This window comes from Methanosarcina barkeri str. Wiesmoor (assembly GCF_000969985.1).
GTDB lineage: Archaea > Halobacteriota > Methanosarcinia > Methanosarcinales > Methanosarcinaceae > Methanosarcina > Methanosarcina barkeri_B.
In genome coordinates this window covers 3,940,202-3,957,598 of record NZ_CP009526.1, presented here as the reverse complement: position 1 = coordinate 3,957,598, position 17,397 = coordinate 3,940,202, and the positions used below count along the sequence as shown (strand labels likewise).

General features: G+C 37.2%; 25 protein-coding genes. 13 read left to right on the top strand and 12 right to left on the bottom strand.

Translation table 11 applies throughout. The features are described from left to right. Nucleotides 1-6 precede the first annotated feature (6 nt). The 3 genes from MSBRW_RS16210 to MSBRW_RS16200 all read left to right on the top strand — a co-directional run bounded on the left by MSBRW_RS16210 (nucleotide 7) and on the right by MSBRW_RS16200 (nucleotide 1,116). Nucleotides 7-240: a thioredoxin family protein gene (locus MSBRW_RS16210; RefSeq protein WP_048103265.1), complete on the top strand. Its 234-nt coding sequence runs from the start codon at nucleotides 7-9 to the stop codon at nucleotides 238-240. A gap of 67 nt (nucleotides 241-307) precedes the next feature. After that, nucleotides 308-691, top strand: a complete 384-nt coding sequence (locus MSBRW_RS16205; RefSeq protein WP_011306699.1) for a putative zinc-binding protein — start codon at nucleotides 308-310, stop codon at nucleotides 689-691. Between the two features lie 104 nt (nucleotides 692-795). Beyond that, entirely contained in the window at nucleotides 796-1,116 is a 321-nt protein-coding gene (locus MSBRW_RS16200) for a DUF6951 family protein (RefSeq protein ID WP_011306700.1), read from the top strand. 519 nt (nucleotides 1,117-1,635) lie between these two features. Here the strand turns inward: MSBRW_RS16200 and MSBRW_RS16195 are convergent. The 5 genes from MSBRW_RS16195 to MSBRW_RS23985 form a co-directional block, all read right to left on the bottom strand. Next, a complete protein-coding gene (locus tag MSBRW_RS16195; protein ID WP_268990323.1) occupies nucleotides 1,636-2,205 on the bottom strand; it encodes a tetrahydromethanopterin S-methyltransferase subunit A in 570 nt (189 codons plus the stop codon). A gap of 63 nt (nucleotides 2,206-2,268) precedes the next feature. After that, nucleotides 2,269-3,015: an arsenite methyltransferase gene (locus MSBRW_RS16190; protein ID WP_011306702.1), complete on the bottom strand. Its 747-nt coding sequence runs from the start codon at nucleotides 3,013-3,015 to the stop codon at nucleotides 2,269-2,271. Nucleotides 3,016-3,285: 270 nt separating this feature from the next. Further along, the gene (locus MSBRW_RS16185; protein WP_011306703.1) at nucleotides 3,286-3,930 is read right to left on the bottom strand and encodes a cytochrome c biogenesis CcdA family protein; all 645 of its coding nucleotides are present in this window, start codon (nucleotides 3,928-3,930) and stop codon (nucleotides 3,286-3,288) included. Nucleotides 3,931-3,933: 3 nt separating this feature from the next. After that, nucleotides 3,934-4,515, bottom strand: a complete 582-nt coding sequence (locus tag MSBRW_RS16180; protein ID WP_011306704.1) for a thioredoxin family protein — start codon at nucleotides 4,513-4,515, stop codon at nucleotides 3,934-3,936. 402 nt (nucleotides 4,516-4,917) lie between these two features. Further along, on the bottom strand, nucleotides 4,918-5,046 hold the full coding sequence (locus MSBRW_RS23985; protein WP_268990267.1) for a hypothetical protein: 129 nt from the start codon (nucleotides 5,044-5,046) through the stop codon (nucleotides 4,918-4,920). A 654-nt stretch (nucleotides 5,047-5,700) separates the two neighbouring features. Here MSBRW_RS23985 and MSBRW_RS16170 point away from each other — a divergent pair. Further along, the gene (locus MSBRW_RS16170) at nucleotides 5,701-6,060 is read left to right on the top strand and encodes an ArsR/SmtB family transcription factor (protein ID WP_011306707.1); all 360 of its coding nucleotides are present in this window, start codon (nucleotides 5,701-5,703) and stop codon (nucleotides 6,058-6,060) included. 97 nt (nucleotides 6,061-6,157) lie between these two features. On the opposite strand, the gene MSBRW_RS16165 is transcribed toward MSBRW_RS16170, so the two are convergent. Further along, nucleotides 6,158-6,499: a carboxymuconolactone decarboxylase family protein gene (locus tag MSBRW_RS16165; RefSeq protein WP_011306708.1), complete on the bottom strand. Its 342-nt coding sequence runs from the start codon at nucleotides 6,497-6,499 to the stop codon at nucleotides 6,158-6,160. A 192-nt stretch (nucleotides 6,500-6,691) separates the two neighbouring features. Next, nucleotides 6,692-6,838, bottom strand: coding sequence for a hypothetical protein (locus MSBRW_RS22645; protein ID WP_155398340.1), 147 nt, complete (start codon nucleotides 6,836-6,838; stop codon nucleotides 6,692-6,694). 360 nt (nucleotides 6,839-7,198) lie between these two features. Here MSBRW_RS22645 and MSBRW_RS16160 point away from each other — a divergent pair, with 360 nt between their 5' ends. Further along, nucleotides 7,199-7,996, top strand: coding sequence for a (Fe-S)-binding protein (locus MSBRW_RS16160; protein ID WP_011306709.1), 798 nt, complete (start codon nucleotides 7,199-7,201; stop codon nucleotides 7,994-7,996). Nucleotides 7,997-8,215: 219 nt separating this feature from the next. Here the strand turns inward: MSBRW_RS16160 and MSBRW_RS16155 are convergent, their stop codons facing one another. Then, complete coding sequence (locus tag MSBRW_RS16155) at nucleotides 8,216-9,001, bottom strand: epoxyqueuosine reductase (protein ID WP_011306710.1); 786 nt, start codon at nucleotides 8,999-9,001, stop codon at nucleotides 8,216-8,218. Nucleotides 9,002-9,257: 256 nt separating this feature from the next. Between MSBRW_RS16155 and MSBRW_RS23660 the strand changes: the two genes are divergently transcribed. The 7 genes from MSBRW_RS23660 (at nucleotide 9,258) to MSBRW_RS16125 (ending at nucleotide 11,850) form a co-directional block, all read left to right on the top strand. Next, a complete protein-coding gene (locus tag MSBRW_RS23660) occupies nucleotides 9,258-9,581 on the top strand; it encodes an ArsR/SmtB family transcription factor (RefSeq protein ID WP_011306711.1) in 324 nt (107 codons plus the stop codon). Between the two features lie 32 nt (nucleotides 9,582-9,613). Then, nucleotides 9,614-9,790: a hypothetical protein gene (locus MSBRW_RS23655; RefSeq protein WP_230669812.1), complete on the top strand. Its 177-nt coding sequence runs from the start codon at nucleotides 9,614-9,616 to the stop codon at nucleotides 9,788-9,790. A 16-nt stretch (nucleotides 9,791-9,806) separates the two neighbouring features. Further along, entirely contained in the window at nucleotides 9,807-10,187 is a 381-nt protein-coding gene (locus MSBRW_RS16145) for a DsrE/DsrF/TusD sulfur relay family protein (protein WP_011306713.1), read from the top strand. A 42-nt stretch (nucleotides 10,188-10,229) separates the two neighbouring features. Next, a complete protein-coding gene (locus MSBRW_RS16140; RefSeq protein ID WP_011306714.1) occupies nucleotides 10,230-10,574 on the top strand; it encodes a DsrE family protein in 345 nt (114 codons plus the stop codon). 46 nt (nucleotides 10,575-10,620) lie between these two features. Next, on the top strand, nucleotides 10,621-10,920 hold the full coding sequence (tusB, locus tag MSBRW_RS16135) for a sulfurtransferase complex subunit TusB (protein ID WP_048102735.1): 300 nt from the start codon (nucleotides 10,621-10,623) through the stop codon (nucleotides 10,918-10,920). A 154-nt stretch (nucleotides 10,921-11,074) separates the two neighbouring features. Continuing rightward, the gene (locus MSBRW_RS16130; RefSeq protein WP_011306716.1) at nucleotides 11,075-11,359 is read left to right on the top strand and encodes a hypothetical protein; all 285 of its coding nucleotides are present in this window, start codon (nucleotides 11,075-11,077) and stop codon (nucleotides 11,357-11,359) included. A gap of 188 nt (nucleotides 11,360-11,547) precedes the next feature. Next, nucleotides 11,548-11,850 (top strand): ArsR/SmtB family transcription factor, encoded by a 303-nt coding sequence (locus tag MSBRW_RS16125; protein ID WP_230669810.1) that lies wholly within the window; start codon nucleotides 11,548-11,550, stop codon nucleotides 11,848-11,850. Nucleotides 11,851-11,938: 88 nt separating this feature from the next. Here MSBRW_RS16125 and MSBRW_RS16120 read toward each other — a convergent pair whose 3' ends face one another. The 4 genes from MSBRW_RS16120 to MSBRW_RS16105 all read right to left on the bottom strand — a co-directional run bounded on the left by MSBRW_RS16120 (nucleotide 11,939) and on the right by MSBRW_RS16105 (nucleotide 15,139). Further along, nucleotides 11,939-12,655 carry a polysaccharide deacetylase family protein gene (locus tag MSBRW_RS16120; protein ID WP_048102736.1) on the bottom strand — a complete coding sequence of 239 codons (717 nt, stop codon included), beginning with the start codon at nucleotides 12,653-12,655 and terminating at the stop codon, nucleotides 11,939-11,941. Next, nucleotides 12,630-13,760 carry a glycosyltransferase family 4 protein gene (locus MSBRW_RS16115; protein WP_011306719.1) on the bottom strand — a complete coding sequence of 377 codons (1,131 nt, stop codon included), beginning with the start codon at nucleotides 13,758-13,760 and terminating at the stop codon, nucleotides 12,630-12,632. The genes MSBRW_RS16120 and MSBRW_RS16115 overlap by 26 nt, the downstream gene beginning before the upstream one ends. Next, nucleotides 13,736-14,698 (bottom strand): lysylphosphatidylglycerol synthase transmembrane domain-containing protein, encoded by a 963-nt coding sequence (locus tag MSBRW_RS16110; RefSeq protein WP_048102737.1) that lies wholly within the window; start codon nucleotides 14,696-14,698, stop codon nucleotides 13,736-13,738. The genes MSBRW_RS16115 and MSBRW_RS16110 overlap by 25 nt, the downstream gene beginning before the upstream one ends. A gap of 255 nt (nucleotides 14,699-14,953) precedes the next feature. Further along, nucleotides 14,954-15,139: a hypothetical protein gene (locus tag MSBRW_RS16105; protein WP_155398339.1), complete on the bottom strand. Its 186-nt coding sequence runs from the start codon at nucleotides 15,137-15,139 to the stop codon at nucleotides 14,954-14,956. A 507-nt stretch (nucleotides 15,140-15,646) separates the two neighbouring features. Between MSBRW_RS16105 and ltrA the strand changes: the two genes are divergently transcribed. Beyond that, nucleotides 15,647-17,125, top strand: coding sequence for a group II intron reverse transcriptase/maturase (gene ltrA, locus MSBRW_RS16100; RefSeq protein ID WP_011306721.1), 1,479 nt, complete (start codon nucleotides 15,647-15,649; stop codon nucleotides 17,123-17,125). The last annotated feature ends 272 nt before the right edge of the window (nucleotides 17,126-17,397 follow it).

Below are 17,397 nucleotides of genomic sequence, written 5' to 3'. Positions count from 1 at the left end.
AAAAAAATGAAGATCGAAATTCTCGGAACTGGTTGTCCAAAATGCAAAAAAACAAAAGAAATTATTGAAAAAGTACTGAAGCAGACTGGCGTAGAAGCTGAAGTAATTAAAGTTGAGGACGTTGAAAAGATCCTGAACTACGGCGTTATGGTCACTCCTGCAGTTGCTATTGATGGAGAAGTAAAAGTTGCAGGTAAGGTTCCAGACGAAAAAGATATTCGAAAATGGGTTACTCAATAAAAAAGGAATAGTTCACTATTCAATTGATTATAATAAGAAAAAATAAGCCCATAAGGAGAATAAAATTATGGCAGAAGAGACAAAGTGTGCATGTGGTTCGGCAAACGTGGCAATTTTCCCATGTACTGGGGCTTCAAATGTGGGACAACTTTCAAATAAGACCGCGATAGAGCTCGAAAAACAAAACTTTGGAAATCTGATGTGTACCGTAGGAATCGGGGCTAGAGCCCCCGGACTCATGAAATCTGCCGAGGCTTCAGAAAGGATAATTGCAATTGATGGCTGCCCGGTGAACTGTGCAAGCAAAACTCTCGAACTTGCAGGTTTTAAAGTGGATCGACATATTGTAATTTCTGAGTTAGGAATTAAAAAGGATAAAGACAAGAATCTCAAGGACAATGAAATCTCAGAAGCTTTTGAAAAAACTCTTGAGATACTGCAGTCCGAATGATCTCGGTTTCAATTAATATCTATGGCATTGCTAAGACCATATATCTTAATAACCAGAAGCTTAAATAACCAGAAGCTTAAATAACCAAAATTAAGGGTGACAAGTTGACTGAATTTACTGTAAATTCTACTATCTGTGGGTTTGTTCACAAGATACGTGGAAGCAAAAAAGGAAATAAAATTATTGTTGACATTGAAACTCCATGTGAAAAGATAAAGAAGTTCTCTCACATGGAAGTTCCCATGATGGAAATTCTGGATATCAAAAACAACTATGTGATTGATAGAGCACAGGAAGCACAGTGCTCCTCAAACTGTCTTGTGCCCTGTGCAGTGCTCAATCTCTGCAGGTTGGAAAGTGGTTTCCTTGCAAAATCTCTCGTAAAAAAAGCGGGTAGCATTAGCATCGAGTTCAATGAAGTTTAAAAGAGGAAATATTTTCCTCCTTTTTTATTTCCAATTTAATATTCAAGAGGCAAATTCCTTTAAAGGAAATTCTTTCCTTTATGGTTAAGTGAAAAACTTGTTAAGAAGAGCTTATCCTAAAACTTCGAATTATATTGCCAAATATTGAATAAAGAAATTAATTAATTTCCTTATTCTGAAAATTTTTTGGGACCATTATTGATCTCAAAATGAAATTGGTTTAGGAATTGGCTCATCAAAATGAAATTGGTTTAGGAATAGGCTCATGAAATTATTTTTTAGATCTTGTAACTATTCAGGTACCACAAATCGACATCAAAAACCTTAATTTAAAGGATTTGGTATTTACAATATATTTCAGTCGGTTTTGTAAGCTGATGCCAAATGATGTCGTTTTTAATTTTGCTATGAATTCCTTATTAGACATATCCTTATGGCCAAAATCGGCGTTAATTAACTTATTTTAGGGTACCTGAGTAGTTACTAGATCTTTTTAATTAGAAGCTGAAAACTTGAATCTTATCCTCTTTTAATTTTAGACATTACATTCTGCTTTACCTGAGATTCATATTTCTTCCAGCTATTTTCATCAATTTCGGGCATGAAAAGCTCCGGAGCTTCGCTTCTTTCTTTTCTACTACAGGAATCTATTGCCTGCTGGATGACCGAAGGGTCGGTTATCCCTACGAGGTCAATTACTTCAATTTCCCTAAGAAAACGAGAGATTGCAGTCGCTGGAATTTCGTTAAGGTAAGGAATTACTCCTTCGGACCCGATAATCTTTTTTGACCCTCCGAAAGTCGAAACCCCATTTTCGGCAAGTGACAGCAGGGACTGCCCGGCAAAATGTTCACTTTCCTTCCCGCAGACAATCAGGCAGCTGATGCGAGGATTTGAAAGCACATTAACTATTATCTTCTCAATCCCAAAATTTTCCGTAAAACAGGTTCCGCAGATGGCGTAGTTTTTCAAATTCAAGTTTCGATAATCAGAAGCAAGGGTTACTACTGCCACAGGAGATTTTGGGTCTCCTACTATATAATCGCCAGAAGTTATAGGCCATGCCATGTAAAAGCTCCTTTTAGTAATTCTTTATGTTAAATGGTTTTCTCCAAAGTTACAAGTTATAAAGTAAAAAAAGTAGAAATCTTTTTATTTCCAGGCTTTAAGTTTTAAGCTCTCTGCAGGCAACTCATTATATTGTCTTTTGCTTATATCCAGATCTTCATTCAAAACTTCAACTAAAAATCCGGCTCTCTTTAAAAGCCCAAGATACTCTCCCTTAAGCAAGGCACCTGCAAGGCAGCTTGTGAGCAGGTCTTTGTCATTCTTGAGATTTTCGGGAATCTCGGCCAGAAGAACCATGTCAGAAATATACATTGCGCCTTCTGGTTTCAAAACTCTAAAGGCTTCTTTAAAAACGTTTTCTTTATCTGGAGCAAGATTGATCACACAATTACTGATAATAACATCCACTGATCCGTTTTCAACCGGAAGAGCTTCTATATCTCCCAGACGAAATTCGACATTGGTATAACCGTATTTTTGGGAGTTTGCTTGTGCCTTTTCGACCATAGCCTGAGTCATATCAACTCCAATAACCTTTCCTGATTTTCCGACCTTCTGTGCAGCAAGGAAACAGTCAAATCCTGCACCTGAGCCGAGATCTAGTACAACATCGCCTGGTTTTAATTCTGCAAAAGCTGTTGGATTTCCACAACCAAGACCCAGATTTGCGTCTGGAACAGCGTTGATATCATTGTCAGAATAGCCAATGGATTTTGACAGATCTATCGCACTCGAATCACCACAACATCCACTCGAACAACAGGACCCGCCTAACATTGCTATTTTTCCGTATTTCTCTTTAATTACTTGCTTTTTTTCACTTGCATCCACAGGTATCACCTTCTCTTTTACTCAATAGTTATTCATGTCCTTAATACAGTTCTAGATCCCTCAGATAATTTATGCTAAGCAGTTTATAAATTACATTTTTTGATCCTCAAAAACTGAATAATACACCCGTTAATCATATTTACGATCCTTTGGTGACTGATAAAGAGAGCCACGAATACCCCGTTTTTTTAGTGGGGATTAAGCGAACCTTTCCTCTTTTTATTTAAGTCCAACAGCTTCCTAGAACTATTAACTTAATAAATTTCAATTTCAGATACCGCTGAAATGGTTCTTATAAACCATATAAAAGCCGACTCCTAGAATTATAAAGCCTGCAACTTTTTTTAATGGAAAACCGAATTTTGAAACTTTCTGAAGCCTCGTGGAAGAAAAACTTGCAGAATAAGCAACAAGAAGCATTGGAACTGAAAAACCAAGAGAATATATGAAAAGCATTAATCCTCCATAAACAACTTCGCCTGAAACAGCAACCATTGTAAGGATTGAACCCAGTACTGGGCCAACACACGGAAGCCAGACAATCCCAAGAGAAAGCCCAAGTAAAAACCCTCCTAAAAGGCCTTCTCGTTTAGAGTTTGCAAGGGATGAAAATTTTCCGAAAATGTTGAATGTGTTTAAATCAAATAGTAGCGAAATGCCCATTATGATCAGAAGAACTTCTGCAAAAATGTTAAGGTAATCGAGATAAGCTGTAAGCGTTGCCCCAAAAATAGAAGTAACAATTCCCATGCAAGTAAAGGAAAGAGACAAACCTAATATGATTGCAATTGGTCTGAACTTTCCTTCTCCAGTTGAGTATGCAAAAACTGCCGGAATTACAGGCAGGATACATGGAGAGAGCACACTAACGACTCCCGCAAAAAAAGCTGCAACTGGTAAAAAATTGGAAAACATCCTTTAACCCTCTGTTTTCTTGGATTCAATAGCTTTGTCAAGAGTTTCTGAAAGGGTTTCTTTGTCGGTAACACCCAGGAATCTTGCGCTTTCTCTTTCTTGGCTTTTGCTGCCATCCTGCCGCATATAAACGTATTTTCCATTTTCTATATCCGTAATAATACAGGTATCCGGAATAACTCTTACTCCAAATTCTGTTGCGAACTCGGGATACTGTTTGATATCAATAAGCATAAATGAGGCAGAATCCTGATACATTGGGAGTAGCTCTGAGAATATCTCTTCCTGTTCTCCACAGGGAATACAACCCTTTGAACCAAGTTTCAGCGCAACAGGACCTTTTTTGAGAGCTTTATCAATCTGACTCAGGTTCGTAACTTCGATTAATTCCATTCCACTACCTGAATCGCTAATGTTCTTCGTAACTTCAGCAGGCTCTGCTTCATTGCCGGAATCATCAAGATCCGTGCAACCTGAGCTGAAGAGAAATAAACAAAAAATCGCTAAAATCGAGAGCGATTTTATCAAAGGAAATGATAAAAAAGAAGTTCGTTCTTTACTTGGTATTCTATGCAATCGCTTCATTCCAGTCCTCCAAAATTTTTATGTTCTATTTTCTAGCTAAGAAGCAAAAATAAATTGTAGGATATCAAGATATATTGATATATTCAAATGTATTAAATATTATAAGTATTTTGCTCAAATTATCTGTAATTGTCAAAAGTATACGAAAGATTCTTGCATTGATGGACTTTATTAATAAAAAAACATTTTTAATTGATTTAATAAGTGAGAAATGAATCTATTTGCCCCCGTTTCCAGAGCTACAATTGCAGATATTTCCTTTTTCTTTAGAGATATCACGTTCAAAGATGAGCTCATAAACGTTTTTTCTACAAGCGTTTTCCCAGCAAAGTTGAGAACTCTCTGCAATAAACATTGTTAACATAATTGCTTCAGATACCTCTTCTCTGCTTGTTTTCTGATTCATTGCTCGCTGAGAATACTCATTACACAGAACTGGTGTATTGTAAGGACAGAAGGCACAACAGCAACCAATTCTTCGATTTTAAGATCAAGAGTCTCCTTAGTAAAGATAACACGGCGTATCTTCACAAAAATTTCAGCAACTTTTGGTGATACTTTATTCAAAAAGGACAGCTTAATCCCTAAATTAATTTAAAAATCCTAAGTATAAAAAAACGTGAGGTCTATATCGAAAAATGTTGATATATTGTAATTTACGATTTTAAAAGTCCCAAAAATATTGATATAAATAATAGCGTGTTAGATATCAAAAATAATTGATATGAATACTTTTAATTTAGACCCCTTGAAAAATGATTAGTTTTTTAAGGGATATTAAACCTTATTTGCCAAATATAATGTAGTGTCAGCTCTCCCCCAGTTAAGGTACAATTATTAAATGATCTATTTGCTGTTTAAATGACTTAAGTACTTTAATTGTTAAATTAAATGTTGATTTATCCTTACTTTTAACATTGAATTTTGTATGGATGAAAATGACATCAGATGCCTTATTTATAAATAAACATAAATTGTAAAAGAATAAAGTATTTATCTCAATTTTTTCTTGATTTAAAAGATTATTATAGATTATTTATCTAAAAAATTGATTTTTAGAGTGTACCTTAATTGGGGAAACTCTAAATGCATACTTATCATCTAAAATAAGCATTGCATACCCTTAATTTTAGTACTGATTTGGAAGGACCCTATTTTAATTAGAAAGCTTAATCTCTTTTATTTATGAGCTATTGTTGTCCTGCCGACCCTGAGAAAAAGAAGGAATGGGAAGAAAAAATGCTCCAGGAAATCGATTTTCTGGACAATGACATAAAGACGGCCAGTGAGATATTCAGAGCTCTTGGGCATCCTATAAGGCTGAAGATTGCTTATTTTCTCTCGCAGAGAGACCACTGCGTCTGCGAGCTGATTTTTAAGCTAAATGAAAGGCAGAACTTGGTTTCCCACCATCTAACAATCCTGAAAAACTGTGGGATCGTCGAAGCCTACAGCAGTTCAAAATGGCATTTTTACAGATTGAATCCTGAATTTGAAGATATTTTTGATATTATTAAGCAGTTACAAAACAAAAAATCCGAATAAACCTAAAAGAAACTATGAATAAACCTGAATGAAAATCAGAACAGGTCTTAATTAAATCTGGAAAGAAAAAGATTTAATAATGAAAATGACCGGGTTTTTAGTCCTTACAGCAGCAACAACAGTCTTCTTCTCTCTTATCCTTTTCAAAGATTTTGTCGTATATATTTTCCCTGTATATGTTTGTCCACCCTATCTGTGTGCCTGCAGCAACAAACATAGCGACTGAAATCGTTTCGGCAATTTCCTCCTTTGTAGCTCCTGCAGCAATCGCTCTTTGCGAATGTGTATCAACGCAAAACTGACAACGCATAAGGACAGAGGAGGCAATGGCTATAAGTTCTTTGGTTTTAAGATCCAGATAACCATCTTTGAATATGGAATTTCTCATTTGTCCAAAAGCTTCCGCAGTTTCAGGTAACATTTCATCCAAAAATGACATTGAAATCCTCTCCTACTTAAAAACTATATAAATTTGTAATCTGCAGTATAATTTAAAAATTTCAAATCAGGTATACTTTAATTAAATTACTTCAAACTGTAAAGTTACAGGCAATTTACCTTTATAATCAGCTGTATTTTAAAATTAAGCAGCCTGCTTCTTACACTTTTCCTGGTAGTTCATGTATCAGTCTCAATGACCAGGTCTTCTGCAAAAAGCATTATTCCAGTGCATAGTGTTGCCCCGCTCTTCATGCTTATGCTTGTACAGCAGGTCTTCTTCATCATCTTCTGGATTATTTGTAGTTTCTTTTGGCAATTTATCTTTTTCTTTTTTCAATTTTTTGTCTCCTTACTTACTTAATCAATTGTATTCTGTAAAAATGATATAATCGATATTAGAGATTCAAGTTTTAAAAACCTGAATGGTGAGTATCAAGAATAATTGATAGGTGTACAGTTGATAAATGTTAAAATGTCAGGTCATGGAATCTCTCTGAAATCTCATATCAATCTTTTTTGATATCCAGCTCCCATGTTCTTATGAAGTAAGTTTCATATTGATTAGAAGATTTTATATTAATCCGAAGAACTGACTTCATTTTTGAGAAAAAAATGTGGTCTTATAGTGGTAGCTATCAGGAAAAATAATGGTTACATCTTAAGAAATTATCTTCGATAGAATAACAAGGGTGTAGAAATGCCTGGAAATCCGAATGAGATAAAACTTGTAAATAATGCTATGTCTAATGCCACCAGAAGGAAGATTATGAACTTTCTTGTAGATGGCGATAGAAGTACCGAAGAAGTCGCAGAAGCCGCAGGAAAAACAATGCTCGACTTTCATCTCAAACTCCTGCAACAGGCAAATCTGATTGAATTAGTAGACGGAACAGTCAGATTAAGTGAATACGGCAGAAATTTTCTGAAGGGCAAGGAAGAAAAAGATACTCAAAAAAACACCGATCTCTCTCAGGCAAAGCCTGTGGAGATTGCAGAAATTCGGCAGCTTTTACCCTGTATAGCAGACTCCTCAAAATTCAGGGTAATTGCAAATATGACTCCCCCGCTTGGTGGAATTCTCAAAGTTTTTGAACCTCTCTTTCCCAGAGGCAGATACTCGGACAAGATTAACGCCCTGATTATGCAAAAAGGAGAAGTTCTTACAACGGTTTACGGTACTGGAAAAATTACCATGACAATGATTAAAAACGAGGCAGAGGCCAGAGAAGCACTTGAAAGTCTTAGAAGTATCATCAATGAGGCTATTGCAAAGGGTGTTGCTCCGGCTCCTCGGGAAAAGATTCGGGTCGAACCCATGGAGCTTTACAAATACTTGCCTCAGACCAATTGCGGTAAATGCGGCGAACAGAGCTGTTATACTTTTGCCATAAAACTCATGAGCGGAGAAGCTTCCCTTGATAAGTGTACCTCGCTCAAGGAGCCGAAGTACGCAACCAACCAGGAACATTTGCAGGTTCTCAGTGCGTACATTTGAGCCTAGTAATCTGAAGAATATTTTAGAGCCTATCGAAAAGTATGGTTCATTGGTGTATCATGCCATGCTAAATGAAATAATAGCAAAGTAATTCTCAGGTTTCTGCAAAGTCTTCAACTACTAAATGGATAAACTTTCTTCGAGTAGGCAACTCTCACGACTTTGTAACTTTAATGACTTTGTAACTCTAACGACTTTGTAACTCTAATGACTTTGTAGTTATATGACATTAGTTGTCAAAGACTTTACAGAATCCTCGTCTAACTCAGCAGGATCTAGGGTACAGGGGCCAGTGGTGCACTTCCCACAGCCATGTTGATTAAGTTCAGGGTAAGCTTTTATATCTTCTTGAAGCTGCATGAAACACTTTTCTTTATCAAACCCATTTGAACTAAGAGCGCCGGATTGACATCTATCCACACATACAAGGCATTTTTCTCCTCTTTTGTGTCTACAGAACTCTTCTTTTGGACGTGGAGTAGGAGGAATTTCGGCAGAAATCAGCAGAGATCCGATTCGACCTGAACATCCAGCTTTCGTAATCAACATTTGGTTAACTCCGAAAGTGCCAATTCCGGCAGCATAAGCGGCGCTTTTGTGAGACCATGAAACATTAAACCCCTTATTTTTATAATCGAAAATCGCTTTAGGTACAATTGCTGTAATGCCATCTTTTGCAAGTTCAGTTTTGATTTTTTCATTGATTTCTCCGATAAGGTGAGAAGTATCTACACTAGCCTGAATAGATTCCTTTACCACACCTGATTTCAAGTTCTGTTTCACAAGCTCTTTATCAAATGGCAAGAAAAAAGCGACAACGGTCTTTGCTTCAGGAAAGATTTCTTTTGGATTTAAATGATGAAGACCTACGATTTGTTTAATTTCTATAAAAATAGGATCGGTAGTAGAAGCAAAACCTATGATAGGCTCACAATATCTGGTTTCAGTATCTGAATTTGCTACGGTGTTCTTTATTATAGTCTCAATCTTGTTTTTTAGTTCCATATTAGAATCTCCTAGAATCTATGAGATACTTTTGTTTCAACCTAATAGTCGGGCAGATTTTCTTTAAATTATAACCGTTTAAATGTTTTCGTATCAATCTTTTTTGATATTTGGCTTTTGTGTTTTTATTGATATAACGTCATAACTAATTATGGAAATAGCTTGAAAGAGTTAGGCTTTACTCTTAGACATCTTTGCTATACTGCTTAATTGATGTAAACGGAATTTAACTCCAATAGTGCCTGAGAGGTGTAAAATGTCAGGAGGTACGAGTGAGACAAAGTTGGTGAATTTTGCTATGGGCAATAAGACCCGAAGGAAAATAATAAACTTCCTTGCAAACGGCCATAGAAATGTTGAGGAGATTGAAGCTCTAGTCGGGAATAATACAATTGATTTCCATCTGAAGATTTTGCAAGATGCAGACCCGATTGAGTTAACAGAAAGAACTGCGAAAATCAGTGAACATGGCAAAAATTTCTGGATAAGTAACAAAAAAGCAGCATTGAAGAAATTAAAGATCTTTCTAAGGCAAAGCCTGTGGAGATTGTGGAAGTTCGACAGCTTTTGTCCTGTATAGTGGATTCCACAAAGTTCAGAGCCGTTGCAAATATGGCTCCTCCACTGGGTGGAGTCTTAAAAATTCTTGAACCAATTTTTCCCAGAGGGAATTACTCTGGTAAAAAAGATAGTCTCATAATTCAAAAAGGAGAAATCATTACAACTATTTATGGTAGTGGAAAAATTGTCAGGAGTATGGTGAACAGGGCTGTTTCATTAACATATTAATTAGTTGGAGGAAGCTTTGAAGACACTAACAATAGTACTCACTGATGGCCCTTACATCTCTGAGTACGCTGAGATCGCCTACAAACTAGCCAGGGCTGCACTTAAACAATATAAAGTAAACATATTTCTGTACCTGGATGCGGTGCATATCCCAAAAAAGAGCCAGGATCCGTCCTTCTTTACCAGTGCAGGACAACTGTTTTCCGGACTTACGGAAAAAGGGGTCGTTATTCGAGCCTGTGCGCGATGCGCCAGTGCAAGAGGCTACATTCCAGAAGAGGAGATTATACAGGGAAGTAACTGCAGAGATTATCTCCCTGGAATAAGAATTACTAGCCTTTATGAGCTGTCGGAAATGTTGAACAAAAGTGACAGAGTAATTTCACTTTCAAGATAAGGTTTTATTGATTAAATCCAATTTTTGGGAGGTTCAGATCTTATGAGATCAGTTTTTTATCTGCTGGATACAGCACCATACGGCAGTGAAAAAGCTTTTGGAGCATTGAATGCAGCTGCAGTAAGCCTTGGGAAGATGGATGTGACTCTCGGTCTTTATGGCGATGGAGTTTATCTTGCGGTTGCAGGTCAAGACAGCAGAAAGCTTGGATTACCAAACCTTACAGATATTCTTTATGCATACGGGGAGTTGAGAGTACTTGTGCATGAACCCTCGCTGATGGAAAGGCACCTTTTTGGAGAAACTTTGATAGAAACTCTAGAACTGACCGACGAAGAAGATTTTTTTGAAGTAATGAAAAGCTCGGATGGTGTTATCTCGTTTTAATAATGGTTGAATACTACTGCTGATTATGGATTTATCGGATGATAATATGAAACAAGAACAATCGGATGTGTTCCTGCTGACAAAGTCTCCCTTCAGCCCGAGATCGGAGTTCTGTCTTAAACTGGCTGCCTGTTCTGGGAAAGCCAGAATCTACCTTGCAGGAGATGGAGTCTATCACCTGCTTACCGGAATAGAAGAACAACAAGAGTTCAAAATTTACGCATGTAAAGAAGACCTGGAAGCCAGAGCTATAAGGGCAGGAGATAAAGTGACAGTCCTGGATGACTTTTACACCGATTTTATAGAGGATATAATGGAGCATTGCAGGCATGAATACACATTTTAAAATTTATAGCGTTATGATTTGAGAATCATATTTTTTGATTTGTGGTTAAAAGTGCCAGATCTTTTTTGCCATATTTTACTTTGCCAAATTTACTTTCATAATTGTAACCGCTCCTTTAAGTTATTGAAAATAAAGCTGAAACGGATTGATTTTTATGGTCGAGAGTATCCCGAACGAGATAATAAAAGAACTACAATCAATATGCCAGTTGCATGAGGAGGCTGTCTGCAATCATGATAAATGCCGGGAATTTAGTGAGAGTTTATCAGGACTATTGGTCCGGCTTGAAGATCTCAAATTATACCGGATGGCTGACAGACTGATGAGTATTCTCCTGAACTGCAAGCCAAAAGAGGCTTCTCACTGTGAAAAAGCTAATCTCGTTGGAGAAATGATGAAAGAGATAACAAAAGAGGCTAAGAGAGCGGCCGGAAAATGAAATCTGAAACTTCCTTATAATTCTGAAACTTCCTTATAATTCTGAAATTTCCTTATAATTCTGAAATTTCCTTATAATTCTGAAATTTCCTTATTTTAGAGCTTGTTTAAAGGTAACCCGGATCAAGTATTTGATTTTCTTTTTCAGCTTTAGAAAAATATATATTCTTATATTCAATGTTTATTGATATGAGTGATGAAGAAAATATCCAGCTTTTCAAGGCACTGAGCGAAGATACAAGGTACAGAATTATCAAGGCTCTTCTTGAGGCAGAGTGCAAATGCAAAGAGAATAATTGCAGTGACTGCAAAGGAGAGATATGCGCCTGCAAGATCCCAGAACTCATTGGTAGAACTCAGTCAAATACCTCAATGCACCTTGCAAAATTGCAGGACTGGGGAATAATTAAAGTGAGAAAAGAAGGGAAGATGAGGCTCTATTCCATAGAAAACGATAAAATCAGGAAACTTCTGAAAGTCCTTGAAGAATAATTTTGTGCAAGTACTTCAATTAAAACTCAATAGGCAACATTGGCACCTTCTCACAGGGAAAAAGGGATTATTTACTCTTTTCAGGCAGTTATTCATATTTTTCAAGTTTTGCTCTTTCTTGCAGAGTTAAAAAACCGTAGTGTTGGGTTTTTAAGGTACGGATCAGAAGTTTAAGGTTGTTTAGGGCTTTTTCTCCAGTATTGAACTTGCAGTCCAGGCGTATAGATGTGTTTGACATATCCACGAATTCCCAGGGATGGACAAAGATGACAGGAGATTCCCAGCGCTTGAGTAACGGGATAAAAAATCCCGGAGGCAGCCTTATAAATGAAGAGGTAATCGTCGCCGGAATCCTTATTATTTTGCCTTCAACTTTGCTCCGGGAAAACGGAGGTTTATATGCTGCAATGGACGAGTCGTACCTGAAACCCTCATCTTCCAGAAGCTTAAGATAATTTTTCGGGAACTGCAGGTTTGGAGCCCTGAAAGAAACCAGCTTCCTTTCAAACTGCCTCAGAACTTTTCCAGCCTGCTTGAGAGCAGTTCTGGCTTCTTCTTTTTCCATCCGGTCAAAACGAGAATGGGCATATCCATGACATCCAAGTTCGTGTCCTTCTTTCGGAATTCTGTGTATAAGGTCCGGATATTGCTCAGCCATCATTCCTGTAACAAAAAAGGTTGCTTTTATCCCTTCTTTTTTGAAAAGATCCAGTAACTCAGGCAGTCCTTCTTCCATGCCTCTCGTACTTGTAAGCATCGGGGGACAGTCTTCTTCCACATCAACGGTTATTGTGATATTTTTCATAAATGACACTTGTATATACCTTGCTTGTCTGTTTACAGATCAGGTTCCAGTCATAATTTGAAAGCCCTCTTAAAGCCTTCCTGGAAAAGGAAGTTCGCAGGGCCTGTTTTTCTATAAGGTTCTCAAGATAGTCTGAAAATTCTGTAAGGCTGTCTGCAAGATAGCCATTTACTCCATTTCTGATAATATCCGAAACCCCACTATTATTCATTGCTACAACAGGAACCTCTTTTGACATTGCCTCCAGAATCGAAATTCCAAAAGCTTCATTACTCGAAGGAAGGGCAAAGATATCTGCCTGTTCCAGATATCCCAGCACTTTTTCCCTTGATACTTCCCCTGTAAAGTAGAAATTTCCGGATAAACCTGACTCTTCTACCGTGCTTTCAAGCTTTTCCCTGAGTGGGCCGTCTCCTATCATTACAAACAGCAAATTTTTATGTTTTTCCAGAAGTAAAGGGGCTAGATCTACAATGTTTTGAACGCCCTTTTTCCTTGTCATGCGTGCAACTGTGACGATTACAAGTTTTCCTTCGGTATTAACAGGGAAAGGGACTTTGATGATTTTATCTTCAGAATCTACCCCGTTGAAAATACGGTAAATCGGTTTTTTTGTCATCAGATTTGAGTCTTTTTCAACTGCTGAACTAACTGCAATTACAGCGTCGGTATTCTTTAGAAGCAATTTACCTGCAAGATATAAAAGCGAACTATATGGTGTATCTCCTACCAGGGAGTGATTGGTAACTACTACGGGAATTCCAAGTTTTCGGGAGACAATAAGAGCAATCATGCCTATGGGTGAATCCAATCCATGGCAATTAACAATCTCATAATCCCCATCCTTTAAAAGGTTGAAGAGTTCTTTATATGCGCCGGGCATGAGAAATCGACTCTGTCCTGGCAAAGGTCTACCTTTGAGCCTTATCACTGATACTCCATCCCTTTTACTGTATTCAGGAACACCCGGATAGCTTCTTGTAATAACGCTCACCTCATATCCATGCATGCTCAAGGTTTTAGCAAGGGTGTGCATTGAATACTCGATTCCTCCTACCTTTGGAAAATACCAATCACTGATCATTGCAATTTTGTGTTTTTCCATATCTCGGTTCCTCCGTAATAAAACAGGTACAGGAATCCTATCAGGCTGCTGAGCCCGAAAGAGATAAAACGTTCCAGAAAAACGAAACTTCCTGACGAAGCAAGCGATAACCCAAAATATAGAAGCAGGGAGATAAGTCCTCCTTCAACGATTCCAAGCCCTCCAGGAGTTATTGGCAGGAGTCCGAGCAGGAGATACAAGATTGAAACTGATGCGATAATGTGCAGAGAAAGATGAAGATTTAGAGCCAGGGCGATCAGTTGAAGTCGTACTATATCAAGAATCCAGACCCCGGAAGATAGAAGGAGAGCAGGAATAAAAGATTTATGAAGTTTTTTCCAGTTTTGCTGTATATCTTTAAGAAGGACAGTAAATCTTTCCCGGAAAATCCATATGAGTATTCCGGTTGCAAGGAAAGCAAGGAGCAACAGATAAGTTGAATTTAATGTCAGGATATTTTTCTGAGGCAGGAATTTAATATCTAAAGAGGGAATGAAGTATAGTACATAGAATAAGAGCAGGATAATGGGAATTGCTTCAACGAGCCTTTCAAAGAGGATCGTTATGAAAGCGTCGGTATACCTTATCCCGAAGCGCTTGTTAATCCATAATATCCGCAGGGGTTCGCCTCCTGTCCGGTTCGCTGGAGTCAGGTTGTTCACAAAAATTGCTCCGAAGAGAATGGGAAGAAGATCTGTGGCTTTAAGATTGTGTCCAATGCAGGAGAGTACCTGCTGCCAGCGGACTGCAAATAAGTACACACTCAACAGGTAAACTAAGAACGCCAGAATAACATATCGAATTCTTGTTTCAGTGAGCATTTTCAAGCTTTCTCCAAGAACAGATACAATTTCCGTCCAGTAGGCATGGGCCAGAAATACTCCAATTGTAAGCAGTAAGATAATCACAATGGCTTTCTTCAATATTCCCTTATTCAAAAATACACCTTCATAGGGATTCAGAATGGAATTTCTGTGTATATTCTTTATAATTAAAATCTATTCCTATCTGGATTTTTCACTCATTGAGATTGATCGAACTCTGGACTTGTTCCTTCTCAGATTGAAAAAGGCATATTTAAAATATTCTTTTTTTACGTATCAAAGGCTACATCTCTTCGTGCCCAAAGCTATAACTCATTAAAAGGTATTTCTTATCTCCTACCTGATCCCATTCTTATTTTTAGATTCTTTTTATATAATACCTGTCATCATCGTTTTTTCCAGATTTAACTCCAAATTTTTAGTTTCGAATTGAAACCTAGCATTTCTAATATAGTTTTCTATTACTATTTTTCCCGAATTTATTCTTTTATCCCACTTTCCGCAGGTGCGACAAGAAGCTATACTATGAATTGCGTTATATGCTACCTTTTCCATTTGAGGTAATCCTACTGTGACATGCATAAATGGTAACGTTTGTGTGTGAAGCTCACATGACAATATCAAGAACTCAAAGAACCTGACTTTGATAATTGGTTAGGATAAGAATACTATGAAGAACGTAAAGTGAACCATCGTAAGAATCGTGAAGTGGAATAAGCGAAAACAGGTTGATGCGCTTTAACCAAAAGGTACAGAATCAGGCTATAGTGGGTCTGCGGACATTATGGCAAATGGACAAATGATTCTCGGTTTAAAGATGGCTTCTAAGGCATTCATATTATTTGTAGTATAGAACTTGGTAAACCCTATATACTCCTTTTTTTTTTTTTTTTTTTTTTTAAAAAAAAAAGGAAAGGTAGAGACTCTGTGAAGAGAATCGATGGTATAGAGGTCAGAGGATTTAAGCAAAAAGCGAAAGCCATTTTGTAATGGAATGGATAGAGGTTCAAACTTTGCCTTGGTCCTAAAGGATGCATACTTGCTTATTTGGTATTCTATTGTATGAAAGGAGGCAAACTTCTGAATGTAAGTTGTTCAACGATATCCTTTCTGGATAAGAAGCTTACAAACGCTCAACTTTGCCAGATGTGGAAAAACATCAACTGGTATCAAATAGAAAAGAGAGTTAATAAGTTGCAAACTCGGATTACAAAAGCAGTTCTACAAAACAAATGGAATCTTGTCAAGAGATTACAATATTTACTGACTCACTCCTACTTCGCCAAACTTTTGGCAGTAAGAAGAGTTACTCAAAATAAAGGAAAAAGGACATCTGGAATTGATGGTGAAAAATGGTTAAGTTCTGCCTCCAAAATGAAAGCTGTCCTTAGTCTCACTGGTAAAAGATACAAAGCCAAACCGCTTAAACGAGTCTTTATCAATAAACCTGGTAAGACGAAGAAACGTCCCTTAGGTATCCCTACAATGTATGACAGGGCTATCCAATCTTTATATTCACTGGCTCTGGAACCAGTAGCTGAAATTAAGTCTGACCTACGGTCTTTTGGCTTCAGAAAACATCGAAGTACCAAGGATGCCTGTCAGCAAATCTTTCTATGTCTGAGTAAAAAGACTTCAGCTCAATGGATTTTGGAAGGTGATATTAGAGGATGTTTCGATAATATAAATCATCAGTGGTTGCTGACTAATATCCCAATAGACAAAGCTATACTAACTCAATTTCTCAAAGCGGGATTTATTTATAAACGTCATCTGAATCCAACGAAAGCAGGTACGCCACAAGGTGGGATTATCTCTCCTATTCTGGCTAATATGACATTGGATGGTATCGAGAAAATGCTTCTTGTTAAGTACCCTAAAAAAGGGAAAAATTCCAAGAAAGTCAACTTCATAAGATACGCTGACGATTTCATAGTCACTGCTAATTCCAAAGAAACTGCAGGGGAAATTAAGGACGAAGTTGTTGCTTTTCTTAAAGAGCGAGGTCTTGAGCTCTCCGATGATAAAACCTTTATCACAAACATTAATGAAGGCTTTGACTTCCTCGGCTGGAATTTCCGCAAGTATAAAGGTAAGCTTCTGATCAAACCTTCCAAAAAGTCCATTAAAAGATTTACTGAAACAATTAGTCAAACCATAACGGAAGGAATGGCATGGTCTCAGAAAGTCTTAATTTCCAAACTAAATCCTATAATAAGAGGCTGGTCCAACTACCATAATTCTGTGGTTTCTTCGGATACTTTCCAGAAACTTGACCACATAATATGGGAACTGTTATGGAAATGGGCTAAAAGAAGACATCCGAATAAATCCAAAGATTGGATCGTCAACAAATACTGGAATAGAAGCACTTCTAGAAGGTGGAATTTCAGAACAGAGATTAATGAACTCTTGCTCTTATCTACAACCAGGATTTACAGACATATTCCTTTAAAGCTGCAAATGAATACATTTCTTGATAAGGACTACTTCCACGAACGTCAAAACAAACTTAGTTATCGGAAGGTTTACTCCATTTGAAAAAAAAAAAAAGATTGCTGCCTGATACAGAAAGGGTTATAGAATGCTTGAGCCGTATGAAGGGAAACTTTCACGTATGGTTCTTAGAAGAGGGAGAGCGAGTAATCGCTCTTTCTTATTCAACTAAATTTTCGTAAATTCATATTTTTACTGCTATTGATTTTCAATCAAACATGGATTTATTGGACTTTTATGTAATAGGTAAAAGCAACTATGTGGTGGATTTAGAGGCAAAAACGATATCATTCAATTTTCACCAAATACCACTAAAA

Coding starts and splice junctions, on each gene's coding strand:
- MSBRW_RS16210 (WP_048103265.1), top strand. CDS start 7: ATGAAGATCGAAATTCTCGGAACTGGTTGTCCAAAATGCAAAAAAACA.
- MSBRW_RS16205 (WP_011306699.1), top strand. CDS start 308: ATGGCAGAAGAGACAAAGTGTGCATGTGGTTCGGCAAACGTGGCAATT.
- MSBRW_RS16185 (WP_011306703.1), bottom strand. CDS start 3,930: ATGTTTTCCAATTTTTTACCAGTTGCAGCTTTTTTTGCGGGAGTCGTT.
- MSBRW_RS16180 (WP_011306704.1), bottom strand. CDS start 4,515: ATGAAGCGATTGCATAGAATACCAAGTAAAGAACGAACTTCTTTTTTA.
- MSBRW_RS16170 (WP_011306707.1), top strand. CDS start 5,701: ATGAGCTATTGTTGTCCTGCCGACCCTGAGAAAAAGAAGGAATGGGAA.
- MSBRW_RS16165 (WP_011306708.1), bottom strand. CDS start 6,499: ATGTCATTTTTGGATGAAATGTTACCTGAAACTGCGGAAGCTTTTGGA.
- MSBRW_RS16160 (WP_011306709.1), top strand. CDS start 7,199: ATGCCTGGAAATCCGAATGAGATAAAACTTGTAAATAATGCTATGTCT.
- MSBRW_RS16155 (WP_011306710.1), bottom strand. CDS start 9,001: ATGGAACTAAAAAACAAGATTGAGACTATAATAAAGAACACCGTAGCA.
- MSBRW_RS23660 (WP_011306711.1), top strand. CDS start 9,258: ATGTCAGGAGGTACGAGTGAGACAAAGTTGGTGAATTTTGCTATGGGC.
- MSBRW_RS23655 (WP_230669812.1), top strand. CDS start 9,614: ATGGCTCCTCCACTGGGTGGAGTCTTAAAAATTCTTGAACCAATTTTT.
- MSBRW_RS16140 (WP_011306714.1), top strand. CDS start 10,230: ATGAGATCAGTTTTTTATCTGCTGGATACAGCACCATACGGCAGTGAA.
- tusB (WP_048102735.1), top strand. CDS start 10,621: ATGAAACAAGAACAATCGGATGTGTTCCTGCTGACAAAGTCTCCCTTC.
- MSBRW_RS16130 (WP_011306716.1), top strand. CDS start 11,075: ATGGTCGAGAGTATCCCGAACGAGATAATAAAAGAACTACAATCAATA.
- MSBRW_RS16125 (WP_230669810.1), top strand. CDS start 11,548: ATGAGTGATGAAGAAAATATCCAGCTTTTCAAGGCACTGAGCGAAGAT.
- MSBRW_RS16120 (WP_048102736.1), bottom strand. CDS start 12,655: ATGAAAAATATCACAATAACCGTTGATGTGGAAGAAGACTGTCCCCCG.
- MSBRW_RS16115 (WP_011306719.1), bottom strand. CDS start 13,760: ATGGAAAAACACAAAATTGCAATGATCAGTGATTGGTATTTTCCAAAG.
- MSBRW_RS16105 (WP_155398339.1), bottom strand. CDS start 15,139: ATGGAAAAGGTAGCATATAACGCAATTCATAGTATAGCTTCTTGTCGC.
- ltrA (WP_011306721.1), top strand. CDS start 15,647: ATGAAAGGAGGCAAACTTCTGAATGTAAGTTGTTCAACGATATCCTTT.